Raw genomic sequence first — 24,531 nt, 5'->3', positions numbered from 1 at the left:
CGGATGCAGAAAGGCCCCCGTCCGAGGACGAGGGCCTTTCGTGGATCAGCTCAGCTGATCGAGCTCAGGCGAGGCCGCGGATGTTCGCAGCCTGCGGGCCCTTGGCGCCGGCGACGACCTCGAACTCGACGCGCTGGTTCTCCTCGAGCGAGCGGAAGCCGCGCGCGTCGATGGCGGAGTGATGAGCGAAGACGTCGGCGCCTCCGTCATCGGGAGCGATGAAGCCGAAGCCCTTTTCGGCGTTGAACCACTTAACGGTGCCAGTAGGCATGTCGTTCTCTTTCCATTTCTCGGTGTGACGACGCGGTACCGCGGCGCCTCTGTCACGCTGTCGATTCCGCGATTCCGAACCGGCGCCGGCTGACCGGCAGCCGAGAAATGCAAATTCACAACACAACTACTCGGAACAGACTACACGGCCGGGGCATCGACGGGGGAAGGGGCTGCCGAATCTCGCGAGTAGCACGGACCCCCGCTGGGCGAAAGCCCCACCCGACTCGCGATTTCCCCGCGCGTCGTGCCCCGGCTTGTCCTCACCATGATGGACACTCCTGGCCATGGCGAGAACCCGGAGGAAGGTGGCGCACGCATGACAACCACAGGAATGATGCTCGACGACGACGCTCTTGACGAGGCTCTCGACGCCCCGATGGCCCCGCCGGCTCCGGTCTCGGCGGTCGCGGCGGTCACTGAGATCACTGAGGCGCCGGCGCCCAGCCGTCGCCGGCAGCGCGAGGCGCAGCGGGCGGTGGAGGCACACGATCGAGTGCCGGCCCTCGCCGCGCTCGACTCCGCCGACGACTTCGTGCTCGTCGTCCGTGAGGGCGGCCGGCTCCGGATCTTCTCCGAGGGGCGCCTCGTCCTCCAGGACCAGGACGGCGCGCCGGTCGGCGAGGACGCAGCACTTCCCCTGCAGATCACTGAGGCCGAGGTGCAGCCGCTGCCCGCGTCCATCGAGCAGACGGCGTCACCGGCGTCGGCCGAGGCTCAGGCCGCACTCGCGGCGGCGGTGGGTGTCGCCGAGCCCGCCGCGGTGGCCGACGAGCAGCCGCAGGCCGACGAGCAGCCGCAGGCCGACGCCGCGGACGACGCCGCGGACGACGACGACGCGGAGGACGCTGAGGAGGACGCCGATCGGACCGATCGAGTGGCCGGCTTCGAGCGCGGCTCGTCCCTTCCCTCGCTGCCCGACCGGGTCGCACCGGAGGGGCCGTTCCGCTCCGCGGGGCTGGTGCTCCCGGATGGACGGCATGTGGCGGTGGAGGGCGCGGTCCTCGTCGGCCGCAGCCCCAGCGCGGCCGGCTACGAGGCGGAGTCGCCCGAGCTGATCGCCCTGCCCGCGACCCTCACGGACATCTCGCGCAATCACCTCGAGATCCGCAGCGACGGCGACGCCCTGCTGGCTCGCGACCTGGGCTCGACCAACGGCACGATCCTTCTGCGCCCCGGGAATCCGCCCCAGCTGGTCCCCACCGACACCCCGGTGCTCGTCGTTCCCGGAGACGCTCTCAGCCTCGGCGGCTCCGCGACCCTGGAGGTCGAGGGCCTGCGCTGACCGTGTCGCCAGACACGAGGAACGGCCTCCGCTCGCTCGAGCGGAGGCCGTTCCTCGTGTCCCCGTCAGTTGACGGCGAGGATGTCGATCACGAAGACGAGCGTCTTGCCCGCGAGTGCGCTGGTGTTGTCCGTGCCGGCCTTGCCGTAGCCGAGGTCGGGCGGGATCACCGCGAGCACCTGGGAGCCGACCGTCTGGCCGGCGATCGCCTGGGCGAAGCCGGGGACGACGCCGGAGAGCGCGAAGGTGGCAGCCGGCTTGCCCCAGCTCGTGTCGAACGTCTCGCCGGTCTCCCAGTCGACGCCGAGGTACTGGACCGTCACGGTGGCGGTGTCCGGCACCACGTCGCCGTCACCCTTCTTGAGCACGGCGACCTTCAGGTCGGCGGGCGCATCCGCCGACGGGATGGCGACGCTCGGAGTGCCGTCGTCCGCGAGGGTCACCTTCGGCAGGCCCGCAGGCACGTCCTGATCCACGCCCGTCGCGCGAGTGGGAACCACGGACTTCACATCGATGACCGCGACGAGGGACGCGCCGGCCGCGACACCGACCTGATCGTTGCCGGAGGCGCCCCACGCCTCCGCGGCCGGGATGACGGAGACGATCCGGGACCCCACGGTCTGGCAGCCGATGGTCTTGGCCAGGCCGGGGAGCAGCGCCGCAGCGTCCGCTGCGAAGGTGACGGGCTGGTCGTCCTGGTAGCCGTAGCTCTCGATCAGGTCGCCCGTTGCGCCGTTGTAGATCGAGTAGGCGACCTCCGCGCTGGTCCCCGCGGCGACCTCATCGCCGGTCCCGCTGACGAGGATGCTGCGCTCGGTGGTCTTCGCGTCGATGCCCTTGTCGAAGCTCACCTCCGGCGCCGCGCCGAGGTCTCCTGACACCTTCACCGCCTCCGACGCGGTGCCGGCATCCGCGGAGCAGACGTCGATGGCGGCCGCAGCGTCTTGAGCGCTCGGGGCGGCACTGCCCGACGGCGTCGGCGATGGCGTGGCTGAGCACGCGGAGAGGCCGACCAGCAGTGCGGAGGCGGCGAAGAGGGGCAGGGCGCGGCGCACGCGGCTTCCTTCCGAGGAGTGGACACAAACGCCGACAACCGTACCCGCCGTCCCGGGCACTTCGGCCCGGTGGAGGTGGGGAAAGGCCTCGAATCGGATATGAGATGTCCCAGGGGAGAGGCGTGCGGCGTCCCCCTCGGGCGGGAGGAGGGGGGAAGTAGGCTGTGCCCAGGATGAGCTTCACGCGACGAACCCTCCTCGCCGGCGCCGCCTCCGGCCTCTCGGTGCTGGTGCTGGCCGCATGCACGCCGACCCGGTCCGTCCCGTCCGGCACCCCGTCCGCGCCGCCCTCGCCCGTGCCGTCGCCCGCCGTGCCGTCGCCGACCGCGATGGCACGAAGCGCGTGGGGTGAGGACCAGTTCGCCCGTGGGGCCCACAGCTTCGTCGCCCTGGGCGCGTCGCCCGAGCAGCGCGCCGTGCTGCGGACCCCGCTCGGCGACCGCGTGTTCTTCGCGGGGGAGGCGACCTCCGACGACCAGCCCTCGACGGTGGCCGGAGCGCTCGACTCTGGCCTGCGGGCCGCGGCGGAGATCGAGGCGCTGACCTCCGGCACCGAGCGCGTCGCGGTGATCGGGGCCGGTGCCGCCGGAGCGGCGGCCGCGCGTCGGCTCACCACCTACGGCCACGAGGTCACCGTGCTCGAGGCGCGGGACCGGGTGGGCGGCCGGATCTGGACGACGCAGACCGAGAGCTGGCCAGTGCCGGTAGAACGCGGTGCGGCGTGGGTGCGGGGCGCCGACGCGGCCAGCCTCAGCGCGCGGCTCGAATCCCTCGGCATCGCGACCGCGCCGGTGGCAGACCCCGCGCTGCTCGTGAGCGGAGCCGGGCTGGCGCAGTCCCAGTCCGCCGACGGCGAGGACGCGGTGGCCGCCGCGCTCCGCTGGGCGCTCGACCAGGCCGCCGACGTCTCGCTCGCCGACGCCGTGACGGCGACGGCGGGCACGCCGAGCGCGGAGGGCGATCCGTCCCCGGAGGACCGGCTCGACGCCTACCTCCGCGACCGCGTCGGCATCCCGCTCGGCGCCGAAGCCGATCAGCTCTCGTCCTGGTATGCACGCCTGGACGCCTCGGCGACGAGCGGCGACCTGGTGCTCGGCGGCTTCGACGGAATCATCCGCGAGCTGCTCGAGGGCATCCCGGTGTCCCTCTCCACCCCGGTCACCGGGGTCGGCTACAGCGACTCGGGGGTGAGCCTGCGCCTCGCCACCGGCGAGGGGGTCAGCGTCGACCGGGTGATCGTCACGGCTCCGCTGGGAGTCCTCAAGGACCGGGCCATCGCCTTCGACCCTGCTCTGCCGTTCGCGCAGCGCACCGCGATCGCCGAACTCGGGGTGGGATCGGCTGACGCCGTCTGGCTGAGCTTCGCCGAGGCGTTCTGGGACACCGATGCGGTGCGCTGGGTGGTCCTCGACAGCGCGCTGCCCATCACCGACTGGATCAACCTCCAGCCGCTGACCGGGCAGCCGATCCTCGTGGGCCTCATGGGAGCGGGGACGGCCGACGCGCTCGCCGTCCTCGACGACGCCGCCCTCACGGCCGCCGCGCTCGCGAGCCTCGCACCCTTCGTGCCGGTCGGCTGAGCAGCAGCAGCGCCAGGCCGAGCAGGGTCGGGCCGTGGTCCGCCCCGTGCCGACGCCGGGGCAGCTCCCGCTGACCGAGGGGCGAGGTCCGGCTCGCGGCGATCAGACCCGCGGCCACTGCCACGAAGAGCGCGAGGGCGCCGGCCGAGTAGGCGAGAAACGACAGCGGATAGCCGGGCAGCCTCGGGTCGAGGAAGAAGTAGGGGTACCACCCGACCAGCTGGCCGCGGAGAATCGTCCCGATGCCCCACACCGTCGGGTAGCCGAGCGCGCCGACGAGGGCACGCCAGCGGACCGGTCGGCGCCCCGGCGTGATCAGCCAGTCGGCCAGCGCGAAGGCCGGCAGATAGAAGTGCAGGACCTGGTCCGACCATGGCACGTCCAGCCGGTACCCCTGAGCCGGCGCCTGGCTGGCGAGCAGCGCGAACACGAATCCCGCGACGATCAGGAAGCTGGCCACCAGCGCACGCGCGGTCGACAGCGCCCGGGTCTCCGGCACGCCGCGGAGGAGACGGATCCCCGCGACGGCGCTCACGACGACCGCCGCGATGTTGCTCTGCATCGTGAGGTAGGCGAAGTAGTTCGCTGATCCGAAGCTCGGGAACCCCAGACCGTAGAGGAAGCGCGCGACGAGTGCGACGATGCCGGCCGCTGCGGCGAGCAGGCGCGCCGAGCCCATTGCGGTGCGCCACGCCATGATCCCCCGACGATACCGGGTGCCCGCAATCCCTCCGGTCCCGCGGGCCGCCCTGCGCCGCGCCGCGTTTGGCGTGTCGCGCCAGGACGGCTTATCGTTCCTTCATTCGAACATATCTTCGAACGGAGCGGCTGATGAGCATGGTGGTGGCGACGACCGATGTAGCGGTCTGGCTGGTCAACGGGATCCCGGCACGGCTCGTCTGGGATCGGGTGCGCTATCGGGTGACCGATACCCCCACGCCGCTCGCCGAGGACGCCTGGAGCCCGCTCCTCACGCACGCCGCACGGCGCATCGTGGGCTGGCGCTTCCAGGGGACGACCGCGAACGGCTTCTCGCTGATGTTCGAGATCGTCGAGGGCGACCGGGGCTGGCGGGTCGTCCGCGTCTACGACTGACGGCCGCCGCTGACGGCTCCGGCGGCGCACGCGAACCCCGCAGGAGCGCCGGTCTACCCTGGAGGGGTGAGCAGTCGATGACCGCCGAGGACCTGCAGGCGCCTCCGGCGCCCGCGGTGCCGACCGCGAGCCGCGTCGGCGCGGTCGAGGCGGTGCTCCTCGGCTGCATCCCGCTCGCCGCCCTCCTCCTCTTCGCCGGGCTCCTCATGACGGGAGCCCTGGGTGGCGCTCTCCTCGCCGATCCCGGCCCGCTCGTGACGCGCGGCCTTCCTGTCGCGCGGCTCGTGTCGGACGGGGCCGCCGCGGTCACGATCGGGCTCCTGCTGCTGTCGACCTTCGCCCTGCCCGGGCAGCGCGCGATCCCCGGCGAAGCGAGCGAGAGCCAGCGCGCCGCGCTCCGCTTCGCCCGGCGCTCCGCGGCGGTCTGGCTCCTCGCGTCGGCCGCGGTGCTCGTGCTGACCGGCGCGGACGTGCTCGGCGGACCGCTCGGCAGCGCCGCGTTCCGCACCCAGTTCCTGTTCTTCGCCACCCGGCTCGAGCTCGGTCAGGCCCTGCTGCTCTCGCTCGCCTGCGTCGCGATCGTCCTGCTCACGCTGCTGTGCACCCGCCGCGTCTCCTGGATCGCCTTCGCGGGGGCGCTCGCAGTGTTCGCGCTCCTGCCCCTCTCCCTCTCCGGGCACGCCGCCGGCTCCGACGAGCATGGCAACGCCGTGAGCAGCCTCGCCATCCACCTCGTCGGGGTGACCGCCTGGTCGGGCGGGCTGGTCGCCCTGCTCCTGCTGCGCCGTCGGGTGGGAGCGGCGTTCGGATCGGTCGCCGCTCGCTACTCGGTGCTGGCCGGCTGGGCCTTCTTCGCGGTCGCCCTCTCCGGCATCGTCAACGCCTCCCTCCGGCTGGAGTCCCCGGCGGACCTGCTCACCGGCTACGGACTGCTCGTTCTCGCCAAGTCGGTGCTGCTCGTGCTGCTCGGTCTGGCCGGCATCTGGCATCGGCGTCGCATCCTCCCGCGGCTCGCGGCGGCGCCCGCCGACCGGCGCGCATTCGTTCGGCTCGCCCTCGCCGAGGTGCTGCTCCTCACCGCCGCGATGGGCCTCGCCGTCGCGCTGTCCCGATCCACCCCGCCGGTGTCCCAGGCGGCGCCCGCCGCCGACGCGTTCCGCGGCCTGGTCGGCTACCCGGAGCCGCCGCCGCTCACCCTCGGCCGGATGCTCACCGAGTGGCACCCCGACTGGGCCTTCCTGACCCTCGCCGGCATCCTGCTCGGCACCTACCTGGCCGGCGTCGTCAAGCTGCGCCGCCGCGGGGATCCCTGGCCCGTGCTGCGAGGAGTGTCCTGGGTCGCCGGCTGCCTGGCTCTCGTCTACCTCACGAGCGGGGGCCCCGGCGTCTACGGGCCCACCAGCTTCAGCACCCACATGATCCAGCACATGGGCCTGATGATGGGCGTGCCGCCGCTCCTCGTGCTCGGCGCCCCGATCCTGCTCGCGATGCGGGCGCTGCCGGTGCGGCACGACGCCAGCCGCGGCCTCCGCGAGTGGCTGCTGCTCCTCGTGCACTCGCGCGTCGCCGGGGTCGTCTCCACCCCGATCGTCGCCGCAGGCATCTTCGCCACCAGCCTCGTCGCGTTCTACTACACCGGCTGGTTCCCGTTCTCCCTCTCGGAGCACCAGGGTCACGTCCTGATGGTGCTGCACTTCCTCCTCAGCGGCTACCTCTTCTACTGGGTGCTGATCGGCGTCGACCCCGGTCCGCAGCGGCCCAGCCCGCCGCTGCGGCTCCTGGTGCTGCTCGCGACCATCGCCTTCCACGCCTTCTTCGGGCTCGCCCTGATGTCGCAGACCGAGGTGCTCGCGCTCGACTGGTGGCATGCGCTGGGCCGAACGGACGACGCGGCGCTGCTCGCCGACCAGAACACGGGCGGCGGCCTGGCCTGGGGTGCGGGGGAGGTGCCCACCGTGCTCGTCGCGATGATGGTCGTGCGCCAGTGGATCTCCTCGGACACCCGCACGGCGCGCCGCACCGACCGGGCCGCGGAGCGCGACGGCGACGCGGAGCTCGCCGCCTACAACGAGCGCCTCGCAGCGCTCTCCCGCCGCGACTAGGTCTGCCGGACCTCTCGCTCAGCAGGCAGTTCCGCCGGACCTCTCGCTCAGCAGGCGGTTCTGCCCTGAACAGGCAGAACCGGCCCCATAGGCGGGGTGGCGGTCATTCTGCCTGCTGAGCGAAGGTGCGGAGTGCTAGGAGGGCGGCGGCGCGTCCAGGTGGCGCTCGTCGGGGCCCACGTAGGCGGACAGTGGCCGGATCAGGGCGTTGGCGGAGAGCTGCTCCATGATGTGGGCCGTCCAGCCGACCACGCGGGACGCGACGAACAGCGGGGTGAAGGTCAGGGTGTCAAAGCCCAGCAGGTAGTAGGCGGGACCGGACGGGTAGTCGAGGTTCGGCAGGATGTTCTTCCGCTCGGTCATGCCCGCCTCCAGCGCGTCGTACAGCTCGGTCACGTCCGGGCGGCCGTAGTGCGCGACCAGCCGGTCGAGCGCCGCCCGCATGGTCGGCACCCGGGAGTCCCCGTGCTTGTAGACGCGGTGGCCGAATCCCATGATCTTGCGCTTCTCGCGGAGCGCCTCGTCCAGCCAGGCGGTGGCGCGATCCGCTGATCCGGGGCCGAAGCCGATCTCGTCGAAGGTGTGCATCACGGCCTCGTTCGCGCCGCCGTGCAGCGCGCCCTTCAGCGCGCCCACCGCTCCGGTCACGGCCGAGTAGAGGTCGGCGAGGGTGGAGGTGATGACCCGGGCGGCGAAGGTGGAGGCGTTGAACGAGTGCTCGGCGTAGAGCACCATCGAGACGCGGAAGGCGTCCACCTCGATGTCGCCCGGCTCCTCGCCGAAGGTCATCCAGAGGAAGTTGGCCGAGTAGTCCAGGTCGTCGCGCGGGTCCACCGGCGGGAGACCTTGCCGACGGCGCTGATCCCACGCCACGACCGCGGGCAGGGCGGCCCAGAGCAGCTCGGCCTTGGCCTGGTTCGCCGCGGGGGAGCTGTCCTCGGTGCCGGCGTCGAGGGTGCCGAGCACGCTCACCGCAGTGCGCACGACATCCATCGGATGGGCGGTCAGCGGGAGCCCGGAGAGGAGCTCCCGCAGGCGCGGGTCGAGGGCGCGCTGCGCCCGCTCGCGCGCCACGAGGGCCGCCAGCTGCTCGGCGTCCGGCAGCTCGCCGTGCCAGAGCAGGTAGGCCACCTCCTCGAAGCTCACCCCCGCCGCCAGCTCCTGCACCGGGTAGCCCCGGTACAGCAGCGAGTTGGTCTCCGGGTTCACCTTGGAGATGGCAGTCCGGTCGACCACCACGCCGGCGAGGCCCTTGCGGATCTCCTGGTCGTCGCTCATGTCCGCTCCTTCGCGTCCGTTCTTCCCGTCCGTCAGAGCCCCGAGGAGCCCTCGAGGGTGAAGTTGAAGATCCCGTCGTCGAACCGGTTGTAGCCCGCATAGTCCAGCAGGTCGTACAGCTCGGCGCGGGTCTGCATCTCCGGCACAGCGCTCGCCAGCGAGCCCTGTTCCGTGAGGGTATCGAGTCCCCGCATGGCAGCTCCCATGGCCAGACGCAGCAGCGAGACGGGGTAGATGACGATCGAGACGCCGGCGCTCTCCAGCTGGCTTCGGGTGAACAGCTCGCTCTTGCCGAACTCGGTCATGTTGGCGAGGATCGGCACGCCCACCGCCTCCCGCATCGCCTCGAACTCGCCCAGATCGAGCATCGCCTCGGGGAAGATCGCGTCCGCACCGGCGTCCACGAGCTGCTTGGCGCGGTCGAGCGCGGCAGGCAGGCCCTCCACGGCGCGGATGTCGGTGCGCGCGAGCACCAGGAGGTTCGGGTCTCGCCGGCCCTCGACGGCGGCGCGGATGCGCTTGATGGCCACGTCCGAGCCCACCACCTGCTTGCCGTCGAGGTGACCGCAGCGCTTGGGGTTCACCTGGTCCTCGATGTGCAGGCCCGCGACTCCGGCGTCCTCGAGGATCTGCACCGTGCGGGCGACGTTCATCGGCTCGCCGAATCCGGTGTCCGCGTCGACGAGGGTCGGCAGCGAGGTGACGCGGGCGATCTGGCCGGAGCGGGCGGCGACCTCGGTGAGCGTGGTGAGCCCGATGTCGGGCAGCCCGAGGTCTGCGGAGAGCACGGCGCCGGACACGTACACGCCGTCGAAGCCCTTCTGCTCGATGAGGCGCGCGGAGAGCGGGTTGAAGGCGCCGGGCAGCTGAAGCAGGCCGCCCTCGGCCAGTCGGGCGCGCAGTGCCGCGCGCTTCTCCGCCGCAGGGGTCGAGGAGTGCAGCATCAGAAGAGTCCCTTCGGCAGGGGAACCGCGTCGAGCAGTCCCGGGCGGGCGGTGAGAGTGAGGCCGCCCAGGTCCTCGGGTCGCAGCTGCGGGAGCCGCTGGGCGACGTCGAGGAACCGCTCGATCTCCGCGGGCTCCAGCACATCCTGCGCCAGGGTGCGGAACTTGGCGACGTACTGGTCCCGGGCGAACGGCCGCGCCCCGAGGGGGTGCGCATCCGCGACGGCGATCTCGTCCGCGATGGTGGTGCCGTCGGTGAGGGTGACCACCACCCGCCCGCCGAACGCCTTCTCGGCGGGGTCGACGGAGTGGTAGCGGCGCGTCCACTCGGGGTCCTCCGCGGTGCGCACCTTCTGCCAGAGGGCCACCGTGCCGGGCCGCTGCGCACGCTCCGGGGCGTAGCTGCGGGTGTGGTGCCACTCACCGTCCTGGAGCGCCACGGTGAAGATGTACGGGATGGAGTGGTCGAGCGTCTCCCGCGTCGCGGTCGGGTCGTACTTCTGCGGATCGCCCGAGCCGGTGCCGATCACGTTGTGGGTGTGGTGCGACGTGGCGATGAGGATCGATTCGACCCGGTCCGGGTCGGCGAGCTCAGGGTGCTCGCGATGCAGCCGCCGGGCGAGGTCGATCAGCGCCTGGGCCTGGTACTCGGCGGAGTGCTCCTTGGTGTAGCTGTCGAGGATCGCCCGCTTCGACTCTCCAGGCTCCGGCAGCGGCACCTCGTAGTGCGCGTCGGGACCATCCAGCAGCCAGGCGATCACGCCGTCCTCTCCCTCGTAGATGGGGGTGGGGCTCGTCTCGCCGCGGAGGGCCCGGTCGACCGCCTCCACCGCCATCTTCCCCGCGAAGGCGGGCGCATGCGCCTTCCAGCTGGAGATCTCGCCCTTGCGCGACTGACGGGTGGCGGTGGTCGTGTGCAGGGCCTGCCCCACGGCCTGGAAGATCGTCGCAGGATCCGATCCCAGAAGGGTGCCGATGCCCGCGGCCGCCGACGGGCCGAGATGGGCGACATGGTCGATCTTGTGGGCGTGCAGGCTGATCGCCCGCACCAGGTCGATCTGGATCTCGTAGCCGGTGGCGATGCCGCGGAGGAGAGCAGCCCCATCACTGCCGGCGTGCTGCGCGACGGCGACGAGCGGCGGGATGTTGTCTCCCGGATGCGAGTACTCCGCGGCGAGGAAGGTGTCGTGGTAGTCGAGCTCGCGCACCGCGACGCCGTTCGCCCAGGCCGCCCACTCCGGCGAGACCCGCCGCTCCGCCGGCTCACCGAACACCGTCGAGCCGGCTCCGCCCGCGCTCGCCGGATGCGCGAGCGCCTGGGCCCGCGCGGACACCACCGGCCGGCGCACCAGGGAGGCCGCCGCGACGGCGGCATTGTCGAGAACCCGGTTCACGATCATCTCGGCGACGTCCCCGTCGACGGGAACCGGGTCCGCCGCAACCTCGGCGATGCGCCAGGCGAGCTGATCCTCCCGCGGGAGGAGCTCCGTGCTGCGGGCGACGCGGACGGACGAGGTTCTCACGGGGACGCCTTCCGGTGGACGGAGGCCACCGTTGGGCGGCCGCTCTGCAATCTATATCGCGAGGCGACCCGGTCCACTCGCGAGGGGCTGGCAGGCGGTCTCCTCACCTGCTGCCGAGCGGCTCCATGAGAGGGTGAAGGATGCCCGAGCAGCCCGCCTCCGTGCCTCCGGCGGCCGTGCACGCCGACGGCGTCGGCCTGCCCCGGCGGCCGCTCGGCTCGGGCGACGAGTGGGTCGAGCTGCCCGACGGGCGCCGCTTCTGGGGCCGCTACGGCGCCGCAGGACTGCTCGTCTCCGCGCCCGGCGCGGGCGTCCTCCTGCAGCACCGCGCCGGCTACAGCCACTTCGGCGGCACGTGGGGACTTCCCGGCGGTGCCCGGCACGAGGACGAGAGTGCGGTTCAGGGAGCGATCCGCGAGGCGGCAGAGGAGGCGGGCGTTCCCGGCGGTGCCCTGCGTCTGCGCTTCGCGAGCCGCCTGGACCTCGGCGTCTGGAGCTACACGACCGTCGTGGCCACCGTGGATCAGGCGTTCCCGCCGGTGATCGGCGACGCGGAGAGCGTGGCTCTTCGTTGGGTGCCGCTGGAGGAGGTGCCCGCGCTGCCCCTGCATCCCGGGCTCGCGGACACCTGGGACCTCCTCCGGCCGCTCCTGGAGGTGCGTCCCACCCTCGTGGTCGACGGGGCGAACGTCGTCGGCTCCCGGCCGGACGGCTGGTGGCGGGACCGGGTAGGGGCTGCGGCACGCCTTCGCGCCTCGCTGGGCGCGCTCGCGACGGCCGGGGTGCCGGGGCGGGAGCTCGGCCTGCCGGCGGAGCACTGGTGGCCGGAGATCGTGCTCGTGCTCGAGGGGCAGGCGAAGGCGCTCGAGGACGACGAGGACGGGCCCGTGCGGATCCTCCGCGCCGAGCGGGACGGCGACTCCGCCCTCGCCGCCTTCGTGCAGAGCAGCGGGCCGGCGACGACGGTCGTCACCGCCGACCGGGCGCTCGCCGCGCGGGTGCCGGAGGCGAGCATCCTGCGTCCGGGCCGCCTGCTCGAGCTGCTGGACGCGGTGGGCGGGGACTCCTAGCGCCCGGAGCGGGCCGTCGAGCGCAGGTCGTCAGCGCGGCAGCTCAGCCGGCAGGCGTCGCCGCCGGCTTCCCCTCCTGCTCGGCCAGGGAGGCCTTCCAGCTGACGAGGCCGCGCACCACGCGGCTGCGGTCGTTCGCGAGCAGCTCCATCGCATCGTCGGGCACGAAGTAGTTGAGCGCCACGAAGCCGCGCACCTTCTCTGAGCGGTCGGTGGCGAGCTGGCGCAGCACCTCGCACGGCGCCGACTCGTTCCGGGCGACGCAGGCGCGCACGCCCTCGTCGGGATCGGCGGCCAGGGCGGGGAAGAGGTCCTCAGGCGTGTTGCGGCTGCTGGCCACGCTCTCCCGGATCTTCGGGTTCGCGTGCGCGGCGAGCTGCCTGAGCCGGGCGATCTTGCTCGGCGTGACGGCGGGGGAGAGGTGCAGGAGTGCTGCGTCAGCGGAGGTGAGGTCGAGACGCATCTGTGCTCGCATGGCGGGGGTGTTGAAGCGGATGCACGACATGCGTCCACGCTAGCCACGGCGGCCCCGGGACCGGCAGCGGGTCGCGGCGATTCCCCGGGCGCGCTGAGGCCGACTCGGGCCCGTCAGGGCAGGGGAGCGGCGGTCGGGTCCTCGGGCGGATCGTCCACCGCCTCCTCGCCGGGCTCGCCCGGCCGGGCCCGCTCCAGCAGCCCGCGCCAGCCGTCGTCCCACCGGGACTCGGGGATCACGAGGACCTCGTCTCGGGCGCGGATCCGGTAGGTGTACCGGTCGCGGTCGCGGGGCGGCTCCTCGTCCATCGGGGTGCGGGAGCAGAGCCGCCGCCACTCCTCGTGCTCGAGCAGCAGGTGCCAGGAGCGGGAGAGTCCGGCGACGCCTCCGCTGCGAGTGATGGTGACGGAGATCACGCGCGGCCCGGCTCGATGCCGACGGTGCGCCAGGCGTCGACGACCGCCTCGCGCTCGACGGCCGCCGATCCCCAGCGCCGGGACGCGGCGCGGACGGTGGCGCCGGCGAAGGACGCGAAGTCGCTGTCCGGAACGAGCTCGCCGGAGGTGAGGGCGGCGTACCAGACCGCGCCGACGCCCTCCCAGGCCCGGCCGCCGACCGCGACGGCTGCGAGGGCGAACGCCCGGTTGGGGATGCCCGAGTTGATGTGCACGCCGCCGTCGTCCTCGTCGGTCTGCACGTACTGGTCCATGTGCGCCGGCTGGGGGTCCTGGCCGAGCAGCGGATCGTCGTAGGCGGTGCCCGGCGCGGCCATCGAGCGCAGCGCGCGGCCGTGCACGGCCTCCGTGAACAGGCCCTCGCCGACCAGCCAGCTCGCCTCGTCGGCGTTCTGGCCGCGCCGGTGCTGCTCCACGAGCACCCCGAAGACGTCCGAGAGCGACTCGTTGAGCGCGCCGGACTGGCCGGAGTAGGCGAGGTTCGCGGTGTGCTGGGTCACGCCGTGGGTGAGCTCGTGACCGATGACCGAGAGGGAGATGGTGAAACGGCGGAACACCTCGCCGTCGCCATCGCCGAAGACCATGCGCTCGCCGTTCCAGAAGGCGTTGTCGTATTCCTCCCCGTAATGCACGGTCGCGTCGAGCGGCAGCCCCCGGCCGTCGATGGAGCTGCGGTCGTAGGCCTCGTCGAAGAGCGCGAAGGTGGCCCCGAGTCCCTCATAGGCCTCGTCCACCGCAGGGTCGCCCGAGGCCGTCTCGCCCTCCCGCCGCACCGGGACGCCGGGGACGGTCTCGGTCGACTCCGCATCGGAGATGGTGCGCCGCGGCGAGCGCGGCGACCCGAAGTCCTCGGCGGCGAAGGGCAGGATCTCGCGTCGCCGGGCCGCGTGCACCATCGGGGTCTCCGCCAGGGCGCGACGTGCGGCCCGCGCGGCGGCCGGCATCGCCCGCTCCTCGGCCGCGGCAACGATCCGGGCGAGGAGGTACGGCGGGACGATGCTGCAGCGCACCCTGCGATTCTCCCCGCAGCACTCCGGCCCGTCCAGGGCGCAGCCCGCCCGGGCGAGCGCACCAGGACGGGCAGCGACCGCGTGGGGTCTCCTGCTCCGTCGCGCGTGGCTAGGCTGAGGGAGTGAGCGGCGCTCCGCAGACTTCCGATCCGGGCCCCGTGACCGAGCGGGTGATCACCCTGCCGAACCTGCTCAGCTTCGTGCGGCTTGCCCTCGTCCCGGTCTTCCTCGTTCTGCTCCTGAACGGGCAGGACGTCGAGGCGCTCGTCGTGCTCGTCGTATCGAGCGTCACCGACTACCTGGACGGCTTCCTCGCCCGCCGGCTGCATCAGATCTCACGCCTCGGCCAGCTCCTGGATCCCGCGGCCGACCGGCTCTTCATCTTCGCGACCCTCATCGGGCTCGCGGCCCGGGGAATCCTGCCCTGGTGGCTCTTCGCCGTGATCGTGGGCAGGGACGTGTTCCTGCTCGTGCTCGGGATCGTGCTCGCCAACGCCGGGTACGGCCCGCTGCCCGTGCATCACCTGGGCAAGGTCGCCACCTTCTGCCTCTTCTACGCCCTGCCGATCATCGTGCTCGCCGCGGCGTTCCCCGCTGCCGCGTTCGTCGCCATCCCCGTCGGCTGGGCATTCGCCGCCTGGGGCGCCTTCCTCTACTGGTGGGCGGGCATCGTGTACGCCGTGGAGACCGTGCGGGTGGTGCGTATTCCTGCGGACGGCTCTTCTACTCCATCCGCTAGGGTGTTCCGCTAAGGAGGTAGCCCCATGGTGGATTCCCGCGACGGCGTTCCCGGTCGCCCTGGCGACCCCCGAAAGAACCCGGACTCGCAGCTGAGCGCCGATACGACGGCGTCGTTCGGCGACGACTTCCTGGCCCAGGTGGCCGCGCTCGACACGCGAGCCAGCACCGAGGAGATGACCGCCGTCGCCGCGCTGCCCTCCGGCTCTGCGCTGCTCGTGGTGCGCCGCGGTCCGAACAGCGGAGCACGCTTCCTGCTCGACGCCGATGTGACCACGGCCGGCCGGCACCCGAGTTCGGAGATCTTCCTCGACGACGTCACGGTCTCCCGTCGGCACGCGCAGTTCCTGCGCCACGGCACGGCATTCGAGGTCAAGGACCTCGGCAGCCTCAACGGCACCTACTTCGACGGCGTCCGCATCGACACGGCGCTCCTCACCGACGGCGCCGAGGTGCAGGTCGGCAAGTTCCGGCTCACCTTCTACGCTTCGCGGCACGACCTGGCCAACGTGGGCGCACGCTGAGCATGTCGACGTCCCTCGCCCGCATGCAGGGAAGTGCCGCTCCGGCGTCGCTGCTCAACATCGGCCAGGTGCTCGCGAAGCTCAAGCCGGAGTTCCCCGACCTGTCCCCATCGAAGCTGCGCTTCCTGGAGGAGCAGCGGCTGGTGTTCCCGGCCCGCACCGAATCCGGCTACCGCAAGTTCTCGTCCCGCGATCTGGACCGCCTGCGCCTCATCCTCACGATGCAGCGGGATCACTACCTGCCGCTCAAGGTGATCCGCACCTACCTCGCCGACCTCGAAGCGGGAAAGAATCCCGCCTGGCCTGGGGCGACAGCGCAGGCCCCGCCCTCCATGCTCGGCACCGAGCGGCGCTACACCCGCGAGGAGCTGCTGCGCGAGGCGGGAGCACCGGTCACCCTGCTCGACGAGGCGGTGAGCGCATCGATCCTGCCGCCCGGCGAGGTGTACGGCGATGAATCCCTGGGCGTGCTCCGTGCGCTCACCGAGCTGCGCCGCGTCGGCATCGAGCCGCGGCACCTCCGCGGCTTCCGCGCCGCGGCCGAGCGTGAAGCGGCCCTCCTCGAGAGCGCGGTGCTCCCCGCCATCAAGCGCCGGGACGGCGCGAGCCGGGCCCGTGGTGCCGAACTCGCCCTCGAACTGGCCGCCCAGCTCGACGTGGTGCGGGCCAGCCTCATCCGCGGGTCCCTCGACCGGCTCGGCAGTTGACGCGACACGCCGGGGTCAAAACCCGGATGTCGTTGCCGCGCCCCCCTCGGGTCGGTACCGTTGAGAAGTCCCAGAGATGAACGGTAGGCAGCCACAATGAATGAAGTCAGCCGTAGCGACGATCGCTACGATCTCGGGCTGCTCTTCACCGACGGCATGCCGGATCACGAGGACAACAACGGCTTCCGCGGGGCGATCGCCGCCCGCGCGGCCGGCATCAGCTACCGCCAGCTCGACTACTGGGCCCGCACCGGCCTGGTCGAGCCCACGGTTCGCGGCGCGGCAGGCTCCGGCTCGCAGCGCCTCTACGGGTTCCGCGACATCCTCGTGCTGAAGCTCGTCAAACGACTCCTCGACACCGGCATCTCGCTCCAGCAGATCCGCACGGCGGTCAACCAGCTCCGCGAGTCCGGCATCAACGACCTGGCCCAGACCACGCTGATGAGCGACGGCGCCAGCGTCTACCTCTGCACCTCGAACGATGAGGTCATCGACCTCGTCAGCCGCGGTCAGGGCGTCTTCGGCATCGCGGTCGGCAAGGTCCTCCGCGAGGTCGAGTCCAGCCTGGTCGAGCTCGACACCCAGGTGCAGGACCCGCAGGACGAGCTCGCCATGCGCCGCGCCACCCGCGTCGCCGGCTGACCCGCTCCTCCCCGACGCTTCCCGCGCCCCGACGCCGAGCGCTACCCGAGACGACGAGCGCGCCCCGTGCACGGGGTGCCCTCGTCGTCTCGGGTAGCACTCGATGGGTCGGCGCGCGGCCGGGCCGCTAGTTCTCGGCGGGTCCGGCCTCGATAGGCCGTGGCGACCGCTCATACCGCGCTTCACGAGGACCGGTCCTCGCATCTGGCAGGCTCGACGGGTGACCTCATACCGCGCCGCCTTCGATGCCGACGTCAGCTTCGCCAACGGGGGAGGTCTCACCGCGCAGGGCTTCCGCCTCGGCCTGCCCTCTGCCGACCTCGATGAGGAGCAGATCGGCCGGCTGTTCGTGCGGCACCTCGGACTCGCCTTGGTGTCGGAGGTGCGGCTACGGAACGTCCGCGTCGTGGAGGAGGAGCACAAGGGGAGTCCCGGCTTCACCCGGGCGTCCGGCACGCGGTCCTCGGACCCGTCGTCACCTCTCGTGGACCTCAGCCACACCATCCGCGACGGACAGGTCACCTATCCGGGCCTTCCGGCGCCCCGCATCCGGGCCCACCTCAGCCGGGCCGACTCGCGGCAGCGCTACGCGCCGGGCACCGAGTTCGAGATCGGTGCCATCCACATGGTGGGCAACACGGGCACCTATCTCGACAGTCCGTACCACCGCTACGCGGACGGCGGCGACCTGGCCAGCCTGCCCCTCGAGCGGCTGGTCAACCTGCCGGCCGAGGTGTTCCGGCTGACCGACTCCGAGCGCCGTGGCATCCGGGCCGGGGTCTTCCTCGACCGGGACCTGCGGGGCGCGGCCGTGCTGCTGCACACCGGCTGGAACCGGCACTTCGGCACGCCCGCCTACGGCGAGCCCGCGCCGTTCCTCACCGAGGAGGGCGCCCGGCACCTCGTCGAGGAGGGCGTGGCACTGGTCGGCATCGATTCGCTCAACATCGACGACACCTCGGCGGAGGCGGCGGGAGCACGCCCCGCCCATTCGCTGCTGCTCGCGGCAGGCATCCCGGTCGTCGAGCACCTGACCGCGCTCGAACGCGTCCCGCCCAGCGGCGCGCGCTTCACCGCGGTGCCCCCGCGAGTCGAGGGCTTCGGCACCTTCCCGGTCCGGGCATTCGCCCTGCTGCCCTGAGCGACGCCGAAAGCAGGCGCGGCCGGCCGGCCTTCACCGAGTGCACCCCGAGACGACGAGCGCGCCCCGTGTACGGTGGGCCCTCGGCGTCTCGGGGTGCACTCGGTGCCTCGAGGTGCGCTAGTTCTGCGCGGTCCGGGCCTCGAGCTCGGCGTACTCGCCGACCCGACCGGTGCGCATCACGCGGTCGAGGAGCTGGTCGAACATGCCCGCCATCTCCTGAGCGCTCTCGCCCGGCCAGATGTGCAGCGGCTTCGCAGCCCCCTGCGCCTGCTGCAGAGAGGTGCGCTCGGGCAGCTGCGGGCTCAGCACGAGGGGCCCGAACATGTCGCGCAGCTCCTTGATCCGGAACTGGTGCTCGAGCGACTGCACCCGGGCGCGGTTCACGATGATGCCGAGCGGCTGGAGCCGCGGGCTGAGGCCACGCCGGATCTCCTCGATGGCGCGGAGCGCCCGGTCGGCGGCGGCGACCGAGAAGAGGCCCGGCTCGGTGACCACGGCCACGCGGTCGCTGGCGGCCCAGGCCGTGCGGGTCAGGGCGTTGAGCGACGGAGCGCAGTCGATGAGGACCAGGTCGTAGTCGTGCTCGACGCTCGCGAGCGCCTCCTCGAGCTTCCAGATGTCACGGATGCTCGGGTGCGGGCCGTCGAAGTTGATCGCGGAGGGGCTGCCCACCATCACGTCGATGGTGCCGGAGCGGCCGCGCGTCCAGCCGCTCGGGGCGATGGCGGCGCGGACCACCTTCTCCTTGGGAGAGGCGAGCACATCGGCGACGTTGAGGTGCCCCTGCACCTGCACGTCCATGCCGGTGGAGACGTCCGACTGCGGGTCGAGATCGACCACCAGAGTGCTGAGCCCCTTGGCGAACGCGGCCGACGCGAGACCCAGGGTCACGGTCGTCTTGCCCACTCCACCCTTGAGGGAGCTGACGCTCAGCACATGCACGAGGTCAAGGCTACCTTCAGTAGTCTGGGGGAACCCAAACGACAGACGGATCGGCGCGGGCGCCGGAGGAGGCTCCTCGTTGTTTTCCAAGATCCTGGTGGCCAACCGCGGCGAAATCGCGATCCGCGCGTTCCGTGCGGCGTACGAACTGGGTGCGAAGACCGTCGCCGTCTTCCCCTACGAGGACCGCAACTCGATGCACCGCCTCAAGGCGGACGAGGCCTACCTGATCGGGCAGCCGGGGCATCCGGTCCGCGCCTACCTGGATGTGGCCGAGATCATCCGCGTCGCCAAGGAGTCGGGCGCGGACGCGATCTATCCCGGCTACGGCTTCCTCAGCGAGAATCCCGAGCTTGCGGAGGAAGCCCGCGCGGCCGGCATCACCTTCATCGGCCCTCCTCCCGAGGTGCTCGAGATGGCGGGCAACAAGGTGGCCGCCAAGGAGTATGCGACGAAGGCCGGCGTGCCGGTCCTCAAGTCGAGCCTTCCGTCGGCCGATCTCGACGAGCTGATCGCCGCCGCCGACGAGATCGGCTTCCCCATCTTCGCCAAGGCGGTCGCCGGTGGCGGCGGGCGCGGCATGCGCCGGGTCAACGCCAAGGAGGACCTCCGCGACGCCCTGACCGCGGCGATGCGGGAGGCGGACAGCGCCTTCGGTGACCCCACCATGTTCCTCGAGCAGGCGGTGCTGCGGCCCCGGCACATCGAGGTGCAGATCCTCGCGGACGGCCAGGGCGGCACCGTGCACCTCTTCGAGCGCGACTGCTCGGTGCAGCGCCGGCACCAGAAGGTCATCGAGATCGCGCCGGCGCCGAACCTCGACGAGGACCTCCGGCAGTCGCTGTACCGGGACGCCGTCGCCTTCGCCGAGTCGATCGGCTACGTGAACGCGGGCACGGTCGAGTTCCTCGTCGACACCGCGGGGGAGCGGGCGGGCACGCACGTCTTCATCGAGATGAACCCCCGCATCCAGGTCGAGCACACGGTGACCGAGGAGGTCACCGACGTCGACCTCGTGCAGTCGCAGATGCGCATCGCCGCGGGCGCGACGCTCGCCGAGCTGGGGCTCACCCAGGACAAGCTGCGCCTGCGCGGCGCGGCGCTGCAGTGCCGCATCACCACCGAGGACCCGTCGCAGGGCTTCCGCCCCGACACCGGCAAGATCACGACCTACCGGTCGCCCGGTGGAGCAGGCATCCGCCTCGACGGCGGCACGATCGCGCAGGGCGCCCAGATCAGCCCTCATTTCGACTCGATGCTCGCCAAGATGACCGCCCGGGGCCGTGACTTCCCCGCTGCGGTGGCGCGCGCGAAGCGCGGGCTCGCCGAGTTCCGCATCCGCGGCGTCTCCACCAACATCCCGTTCCTGCAGGCCGTGCTCGACGACCCGTCGTTCGTCGCGGGCGACCTCAGCACGTCCTTCATCGACGAGCGCCCCGGCCTGATCCAGAAGGATCCGTCCCGGGACCGCGGCACCCGCATCCTCGGCTGGCTCGCCGAGGTCACGGTCAACCAGCCCTGGGGTGCGCGGCCCCCCGGCGCCAACCCCGCCGACAAGCTGCCGGCGATCGACCTCAGCGCCCCCGCGCCGGCGGGCTCCCGCCAGCGGCTGCTCGAGCTCGGCCCGGAGGGCTTCGCCGCGGATCTCCGCCGGTCGACCGCCCTCGCCGTGACCGACACCACCTTCCGGGATGCCCACCAGTCGCTGCTGGCGACCCGCGTGCGCACCCGGGACCTGGTCGCAGTCGCGCCGCACCTCGCCCGCTCGCTTCCTGGCCTGCTCTCGGTCGAGGCGTGGGGCGGCGCCACCTACGACGTGGCCCTCCGCTTCCTCGGTGAGGACCCCTGGGAGCGCCTCGCCGCCCTCCGCGAGGCGATGCCCAACGTCGCCCTGCAGATGCTGCTGCGCGGCCGGAACACCGTCGGCTACACGCCGTATCCCACCGCGGTGACCGACGCCTTCGTCGCGGAGGCCGCCGCAACCGGCGTCGACATCTTCCGCATCTTCGACGCGCTCAACGACGTCGCGCAGATGCGGCCGGCGATCGACGCCGTCCGTGCCGCCGACTCCGCCGTCGCCGAGGTGGCGCTCTGCTACACCGGCAACCTGCTCGACCCCGCCGAGGACCTCTACACCCTCGACTACTACCTGCGCCTCGCCGAGCAGATGGTCGACGCCGGCGCGCACATCCTCGCCATCAAGGACATGGCGGGCCTGCTCCGCCCCTACGCCGCGGCCAAGCTCGTCGCGGCGCTCCGCGAGCGGTTCGACCTGCCGGTGCATCTGCACACGCACGACACCGCGGGCGGGCAGCTCGCCACCCTGCTGGCCGCCAGCGAGGCCGGCGTGGACGCGGTCGACGTGGCGAGTGCCGCGATGGCCGGCACCACCAGCCAGGTCTCCGCCTCCGCGCTCGTCGCCGCGCTGGCCGACACCGAGCGCGACACCGGACTCGACCTGCAGGCCGTGGCCGACTTCGAGCCGTACTGGGAGGCCGTCCGCGCGCAGTACCGGCCGTTCGAGTCGGGACTGCCCGGCCCCACCGGGCGCGTCTATCACCACGAGATCCCGGGCGGCCAGCTCTCCAACCTCCGCCAGCAGGCGATGGCGCTGGGCCTGGCCGACCGCTTCGAGCTCATCGAGGACCTCTACGCCGCGGCCGACCGCATCCTCGGCCGGATCCCCAAGGTCACGCCGTCATCCAAGGTCGTCGGTGACCTGGCGCTGCACCTCGCGGCCGTCGGCGCGGACCCCGGCGACTTCGAGCAGAACCCCCAGAACTACGACATCCCCGACTCGGTGATCGGCTTCATGGCCGGCGAGCTCGGCGACCTGCCGGGCGGCTGGCCGGAGCCGTTCCGGTCGAAGGTGCTGGCCGGCCGCACGGTCGACGTCTCGGTCGCGGAGCTCGGCGACGACGACCGCGCCGCGCTCGAGCAGGCGGGGGCGACCCGGCGATCGGCGCTCAACCGGCTGCTGTTCCCCGGTCCCACCCGCCAGTTCGAGCAGGTGCGCGAGCAGTACGGTGACGTGTCGGTGCTCGAGACCTCCGACTACCTCTACGGCCTCGAGCGCGGGCTCGAGCACACTGTGCGGATCAGCCGTGGCGTCCAGCTCTTCGTCGGCCTCGAGGCCATCGGCGAGGTGGACGAGAAGGGCATGCGCAACGTCATGACCACCCTGAACGGCCAGCTGCGGCCGATCGCGGTGCGCGACAAGAGCGTCGAGGTCGACCTGAAGTCGGCAGAGAAGGCGGATCCCGCCACGCCGGGCCACGTTCCCGCGCCCTTCTCCGGAGTGGTCACCGTGAAGGTGGCCGTCGGCGACACGGTGGCCGCCGGGCAGTCGATCGCGACGATCGAGGCGATGAAGATGGAGGCCGCGATCACGACCCCGACCGGGGGCACCGTGGCTCGCATCGCCATCGCGCCGACGCAGCAGGTGGAGGCGGGCGACCTGATCGCCGAGATCGCCTCCGTCTCGTCCTGATCCGCGGGATTGCGGGCATTTTCTTCGGCGTGCCGCCGCGCGGCAACCGTGCTCCCAGGACCCTTCGACCTAGCTTGGTAAAATGAGCGTGCTGAAGACGGAACGGAAGGCTGGGCCTGTGGCGACCAAACGCAAGAAGCCCGAGCCTCCCGGGCAGGTGCTCGAGACTCCCGCCGACGCGGCGCCGGACCCGGAGCTGGACTTCGACGAGTACCACGGCGTGCTGATCGACGAGCCGGGGGAGCGTCTCGCGACGAGCCTTCCCGAGTCTCTGACGATCTCCATCGACCTTCCTCCCGTCGAGGCCCGCGACGTGCCCGCCGATGAGGCCGCCGTGCGCATCTCCGACGTGGCCATCACCCCGAGCGCGATGCCCGGCACCCTCACCGGCGAGATCGCGCTGGGCGAGATCGCTCCGCCCCGGGAGGAGCCCGCTGCGCGCACCCCGTACCGCCGCACCGGCAGCGCGTACGACGCGCTGCTCGGCAGCCGCACCTACGGCAGCAGCTACAACACCGGCGAGATCCCGCGACTCACCACGAGTGAGGTCCCGCGGCTGACCGGCGAGCTGCCCCGGCCCACGGGCGACGCGCTCCGCCCGAGCGGCGACCAGTCTCGCTTCACGGGTGAGGTTCCGCGGCAGACCGGAGACCTCTCCCGAGTCACGGGCGAGGTGCCCCGGGTCGAGCCAAGCACTCCCGGCAACGGCACCACGATCAGCCGGCGTGAGAGCCTCCGCGGCCGTCACGCCGAGGGGCCCGAGACGGCGTCGATGCTCACCGCCGACCGTCTCATCGAGTCCCGGGGCCGGCGCACGCAGCCCACGGGGCGCTGGAACAAGTTCGTCTACGGGGTCACCCTGCACAAGGTGAACCTGGGCGACTCTCCGGCCGAGCGGGCGCGCAAGGAGCTGGACACCCGCATCGACAAGCAGTTCGAGGGCGGCACCCGCTTCGTGCCGATCCTCACCCGCAAGGGCGGCGTCGGCAAGACCACGGTCACGACGCTCCTCGGCATGGCGATGGCAACGGCCCGTGAGGACCGGATCATCGCGATCGACGCCAACCCCGACCGGGGGACGCTGTCGGAGCGGGTCACGAAGCAGACCCGCGCCACCGTGCGCGACGTCGTGCACCGCGCCGCGAGCATCAACGGCTTCACCGACTTCACCGCCCTGGTGTCCCGGGACGAGACGCGGCTGGACATCCTCGCCTCGGACACCGATCCGCTGCTCAGCGAGGCGTTCGACGAGAACGACTACAACGTCGTCGCCGACCTCACCGCGCGCTTCTACTCGATCGTGCTCACCGACTGCGGGACCGGCATCGTGCACTCGGTCATGCGGGCCACCCTTCAGCGGGCCGACTCGGTCGTCATCGTCTCCGGCGGCAGCGTCGACGAGGCGAGGCTCGCGTCGGAGACGCTGACCTGGCTCGAGGCGAACGGGTACGGCGCACTGGTGAAGAACGCGATCGTGGCGCTCAACACGGCGACCCAGGGCACCAACCTCGTCAAGCTCGACGAGATCGAGATGCACTTCAAGTCCCGGGTGCGGGAGACGGTCCGGATTCCCTACGACCCGCTGCTCGCTGCGGGCTCGGTCGTGAGCTACAAGGATCTCAAGCAGACGACCAAGGACGCGGCGCGTCAGCTCGCGGCCCTGGTCGTCGATGGCCTCCCCGTGCGACGAGGTGCCTGAGCGTCCCATCCGGCTCTTCGGCGATCCGGTGCTGAAGACCGCCTCGGCGCCTGTCGGGGAGATCGACGAGCGCGTCCGCGCAGTCGTGGCGGACCTGCTCGACTCGGTGGCCATCCCGGGGCGCGCTGGTGTGGCCGCGTCGCAGATCGGGGTCAACCTGCGGGCGTTCAGCTTCAACGTGGACGGCCGCATCGGCTATCTGCTGAACCCGGTCCTCGTGGAGCTCGGCGGTGACCCGGAGCTCGTGGAGGAGGGCTGCCTCTCCGTCCCGGACCTCTGGTATCCGGTGCGCCGATCGCCGTGGGCTCGGGCCGAGGGGATCGATCTGGACGGGAATCCGGTGTCGGTGGAGGGGGCGGGCCTGCTCGCCCAGGCGCTCCAGCACGAGGTGGACCACCTCGACGGCATGCTCTACCTGGACCGCCTCGAGAAGGACGCCCGACGCGACGCGATGCGCCGCATCCGCGAGTCCTCCTGGTTCTGACGGCTCTCGAGCAGGGAAG

At 72.0% G+C, this 24,531-nt stretch carries 23 protein-coding genes; 13 read left to right on the top strand and 10 right to left on the bottom strand.

Annotation, left to right across the window (positions count from 1 at the left end; genetic code table 11):
- Nucleotides 1-64 precede the first annotated feature (64 nt).
- A complete protein-coding gene (locus JWR33_RS00315; protein WP_297408480.1) occupies nt 65-271 on the bottom strand; it encodes a cold-shock protein in 207 nt (68 codons plus the stop codon).
- 318 nt (nt 272-589) lie between these two features.
- Here JWR33_RS00315 and JWR33_RS00310 point away from each other — a divergent pair, with 318 nt between their 5' ends.
- Entirely contained in the window at nt 590-1,555 is a 966-nt protein-coding gene (locus JWR33_RS00310; RefSeq protein ID WP_297408479.1) for an FHA domain-containing protein, read from the top strand.
- Nucleotides 1,556-1,620: 65 nt separating this feature from the next.
- Here the strand turns inward: JWR33_RS00310 and JWR33_RS00305 are convergent, their stop codons facing one another.
- Nucleotides 1,621-2,610: an FKBP-type peptidyl-prolyl cis-trans isomerase gene (locus tag JWR33_RS00305; protein ID WP_297408478.1), complete on the bottom strand. Its 990-nt coding sequence runs from the start codon at nt 2,608-2,610 to the stop codon at nt 1,621-1,623.
- 173 nt (nt 2,611-2,783) lie between these two features.
- Here JWR33_RS00305 and JWR33_RS00300 point away from each other — a divergent pair, with 173 nt between their 5' ends.
- Nucleotides 2,784-4,190, top strand: a complete 1,407-nt coding sequence (locus JWR33_RS00300; RefSeq protein WP_297408477.1) for an FAD-dependent oxidoreductase — start codon at nt 2,784-2,786, stop codon at nt 4,188-4,190.
- On the opposite strand, the gene JWR33_RS00295 is transcribed toward JWR33_RS00300, so the two are convergent.
- A complete protein-coding gene (locus tag JWR33_RS00295; protein WP_297408476.1) occupies nt 4,141-4,887 on the bottom strand; it encodes a Pr6Pr family membrane protein in 747 nt (248 codons plus the stop codon). The two genes, JWR33_RS00300 and JWR33_RS00295, sit on opposite strands and share 50 nt — an antisense overlap.
- A gap of 134 nt (nt 4,888-5,021) precedes the next feature.
- Between JWR33_RS00295 and JWR33_RS00290 the strand changes: the two genes are divergently transcribed.
- Both JWR33_RS00290 and JWR33_RS00285 read left to right on the top strand, forming a co-directional pair.
- On the top strand, nt 5,022-5,285 hold the full coding sequence (locus JWR33_RS00290; protein WP_297408475.1) for a hypothetical protein: 264 nt from the start codon (nt 5,022-5,024) through the stop codon (nt 5,283-5,285).
- Nucleotides 5,286-5,362: 77 nt separating this feature from the next.
- Nucleotides 5,363-7,387, top strand: a complete 2,025-nt coding sequence (locus tag JWR33_RS00285) for a cytochrome c oxidase assembly protein (RefSeq protein WP_297408474.1) — start codon at nt 5,363-5,365, stop codon at nt 7,385-7,387.
- Between the two features lie 135 nt (nt 7,388-7,522).
- Here JWR33_RS00285 and JWR33_RS00280 read toward each other — a convergent pair whose 3' ends face one another.
- From JWR33_RS00280 to JWR33_RS00270, 3 genes are read right to left on the bottom strand one after another with little or no spacing between them, the layout of a single operon-like run.
- Complete coding sequence (locus JWR33_RS00280; RefSeq protein WP_297408473.1) at nt 7,523-8,665, bottom strand: bifunctional 2-methylcitrate synthase/citrate synthase; 1,143 nt, start codon at nt 8,663-8,665, stop codon at nt 7,523-7,525.
- Between the two features lie 32 nt (nt 8,666-8,697).
- Nucleotides 8,698-9,609: a methylisocitrate lyase gene (prpB, locus tag JWR33_RS00275; protein ID WP_297408472.1), complete on the bottom strand. Its 912-nt coding sequence runs from the start codon at nt 9,607-9,609 to the stop codon at nt 8,698-8,700.
- Nucleotides 9,609-11,132, bottom strand: coding sequence for an MmgE/PrpD family protein (locus JWR33_RS00270; protein WP_297408471.1), 1,524 nt, complete (start codon nt 11,130-11,132; stop codon nt 9,609-9,611). The genes prpB and JWR33_RS00270 overlap by 1 nt, the downstream gene beginning before the upstream one ends.
- A 140-nt stretch (nt 11,133-11,272) precedes the next feature.
- Here JWR33_RS00270 and JWR33_RS00265 point away from each other — a divergent pair, with 140 nt between their 5' ends.
- Entirely contained in the window at nt 11,273-12,202 is a 930-nt protein-coding gene (locus tag JWR33_RS00265; protein WP_297408470.1) for an NUDIX hydrolase, read from the top strand.
- A 43-nt stretch (nt 12,203-12,245) separates the two neighbouring features.
- Here JWR33_RS00265 and JWR33_RS00260 read toward each other — a convergent pair whose 3' ends face one another.
- The 3 genes from JWR33_RS00260 to JWR33_RS00250 all read right to left on the bottom strand — a co-directional run bounded on the left by JWR33_RS00260 (nt 12,246) and on the right by JWR33_RS00250 (nt 14,142).
- Nucleotides 12,246-12,707: a hypothetical protein gene (locus JWR33_RS00260; protein ID WP_297408469.1), complete on the bottom strand. Its 462-nt coding sequence runs from the start codon at nt 12,705-12,707 to the stop codon at nt 12,246-12,248.
- Between the two features lie 83 nt (nt 12,708-12,790).
- Nucleotides 12,791-13,093: a protealysin inhibitor emfourin gene (locus JWR33_RS00255; RefSeq protein ID WP_297408468.1), complete on the bottom strand. Its 303-nt coding sequence runs from the start codon at nt 13,091-13,093 to the stop codon at nt 12,791-12,793.
- A complete protein-coding gene (locus JWR33_RS00250; protein WP_297408467.1) occupies nt 13,090-14,142 on the bottom strand; it encodes a M4 family metallopeptidase in 1,053 nt (350 codons plus the stop codon). The genes JWR33_RS00255 and JWR33_RS00250 overlap by 4 nt, the downstream gene beginning before the upstream one ends.
- A 122-nt stretch (nt 14,143-14,264) precedes the next feature.
- Between JWR33_RS00250 and JWR33_RS00245 the strand changes: the two genes are divergently transcribed.
- From JWR33_RS00245 to JWR33_RS00225, 5 genes are all read left to right on the top strand, one after another.
- Nucleotides 14,265-14,894, top strand: a complete 630-nt coding sequence (locus JWR33_RS00245) for a CDP-alcohol phosphatidyltransferase family protein (RefSeq protein ID WP_297408466.1) — start codon at nt 14,265-14,267, stop codon at nt 14,892-14,894.
- 12 nt (nt 14,895-14,906) lie between these two features.
- Nucleotides 14,907-15,404, top strand: a complete 498-nt coding sequence (locus JWR33_RS00240; RefSeq protein WP_297408465.1) for an FHA domain-containing protein — start codon at nt 14,907-14,909, stop codon at nt 15,402-15,404.
- Between the two features lie 2 nt (nt 15,405-15,406).
- Nucleotides 15,407-16,111: a MerR family transcriptional regulator gene (locus tag JWR33_RS00235; protein WP_297408464.1), complete on the top strand. Its 705-nt coding sequence runs from the start codon at nt 15,407-15,409 to the stop codon at nt 16,109-16,111.
- Between the two features lie 96 nt (nt 16,112-16,207).
- Nucleotides 16,208-16,753 (top strand): MerR family transcriptional regulator, encoded by a 546-nt coding sequence (locus JWR33_RS00230; protein ID WP_297408463.1) that lies wholly within the window; start codon nt 16,208-16,210, stop codon nt 16,751-16,753.
- 220 nt (nt 16,754-16,973) lie between these two features.
- On the top strand, nt 16,974-17,894 hold the full coding sequence (locus tag JWR33_RS00225) for a cyclase family protein (RefSeq protein ID WP_297408462.1): 921 nt from the start codon (nt 16,974-16,976) through the stop codon (nt 17,892-17,894).
- A 120-nt stretch (nt 17,895-18,014) separates the two neighbouring features.
- Here JWR33_RS00225 and JWR33_RS00220 read toward each other — a convergent pair whose 3' ends face one another.
- Nucleotides 18,015-18,839: a ParA family protein gene (locus JWR33_RS00220; protein WP_297408461.1), complete on the bottom strand. Its 825-nt coding sequence runs from the start codon at nt 18,837-18,839 to the stop codon at nt 18,015-18,017.
- 79 nt (nt 18,840-18,918) lie between these two features.
- Between JWR33_RS00220 and JWR33_RS00215 the strand changes: the two genes are divergently transcribed.
- The 3 genes from JWR33_RS00215 (at nt 18,919) to def (ending at nt 24,512) form a co-directional block, all read left to right on the top strand.
- Nucleotides 18,919-22,329, top strand: a complete 3,411-nt coding sequence (locus JWR33_RS00215; RefSeq protein WP_297408460.1) for a pyruvate carboxylase — start codon at nt 18,919-18,921, stop codon at nt 22,327-22,329.
- A 118-nt stretch (nt 22,330-22,447) separates the two neighbouring features.
- Complete coding sequence (locus JWR33_RS00210; RefSeq protein ID WP_297408459.1) at nt 22,448-24,028, top strand: MinD/ParA family protein; 1,581 nt, start codon at nt 22,448-22,450, stop codon at nt 24,026-24,028.
- Entirely contained in the window at nt 24,021-24,512 is a 492-nt protein-coding gene (gene def / locus JWR33_RS00205; RefSeq protein WP_297408458.1) for a peptide deformylase, read from the top strand. Before JWR33_RS00210 ends, def begins: the two co-directional genes overlap by 8 nt.
- Nucleotides 24,513-24,531: the final 19 nt, after the last annotated feature.

It is taken from the genome of Naasia sp., from assembly GCF_025465545.1.
Classification (GTDB): domain Bacteria; phylum Actinomycetota; class Actinomycetes; order Actinomycetales; family Microbacteriaceae; genus Naasia.
The sequence above is the reverse complement of the archived record's forward strand: the minus strand, read 5'-3'. Positions and strand labels throughout refer to the sequence as shown.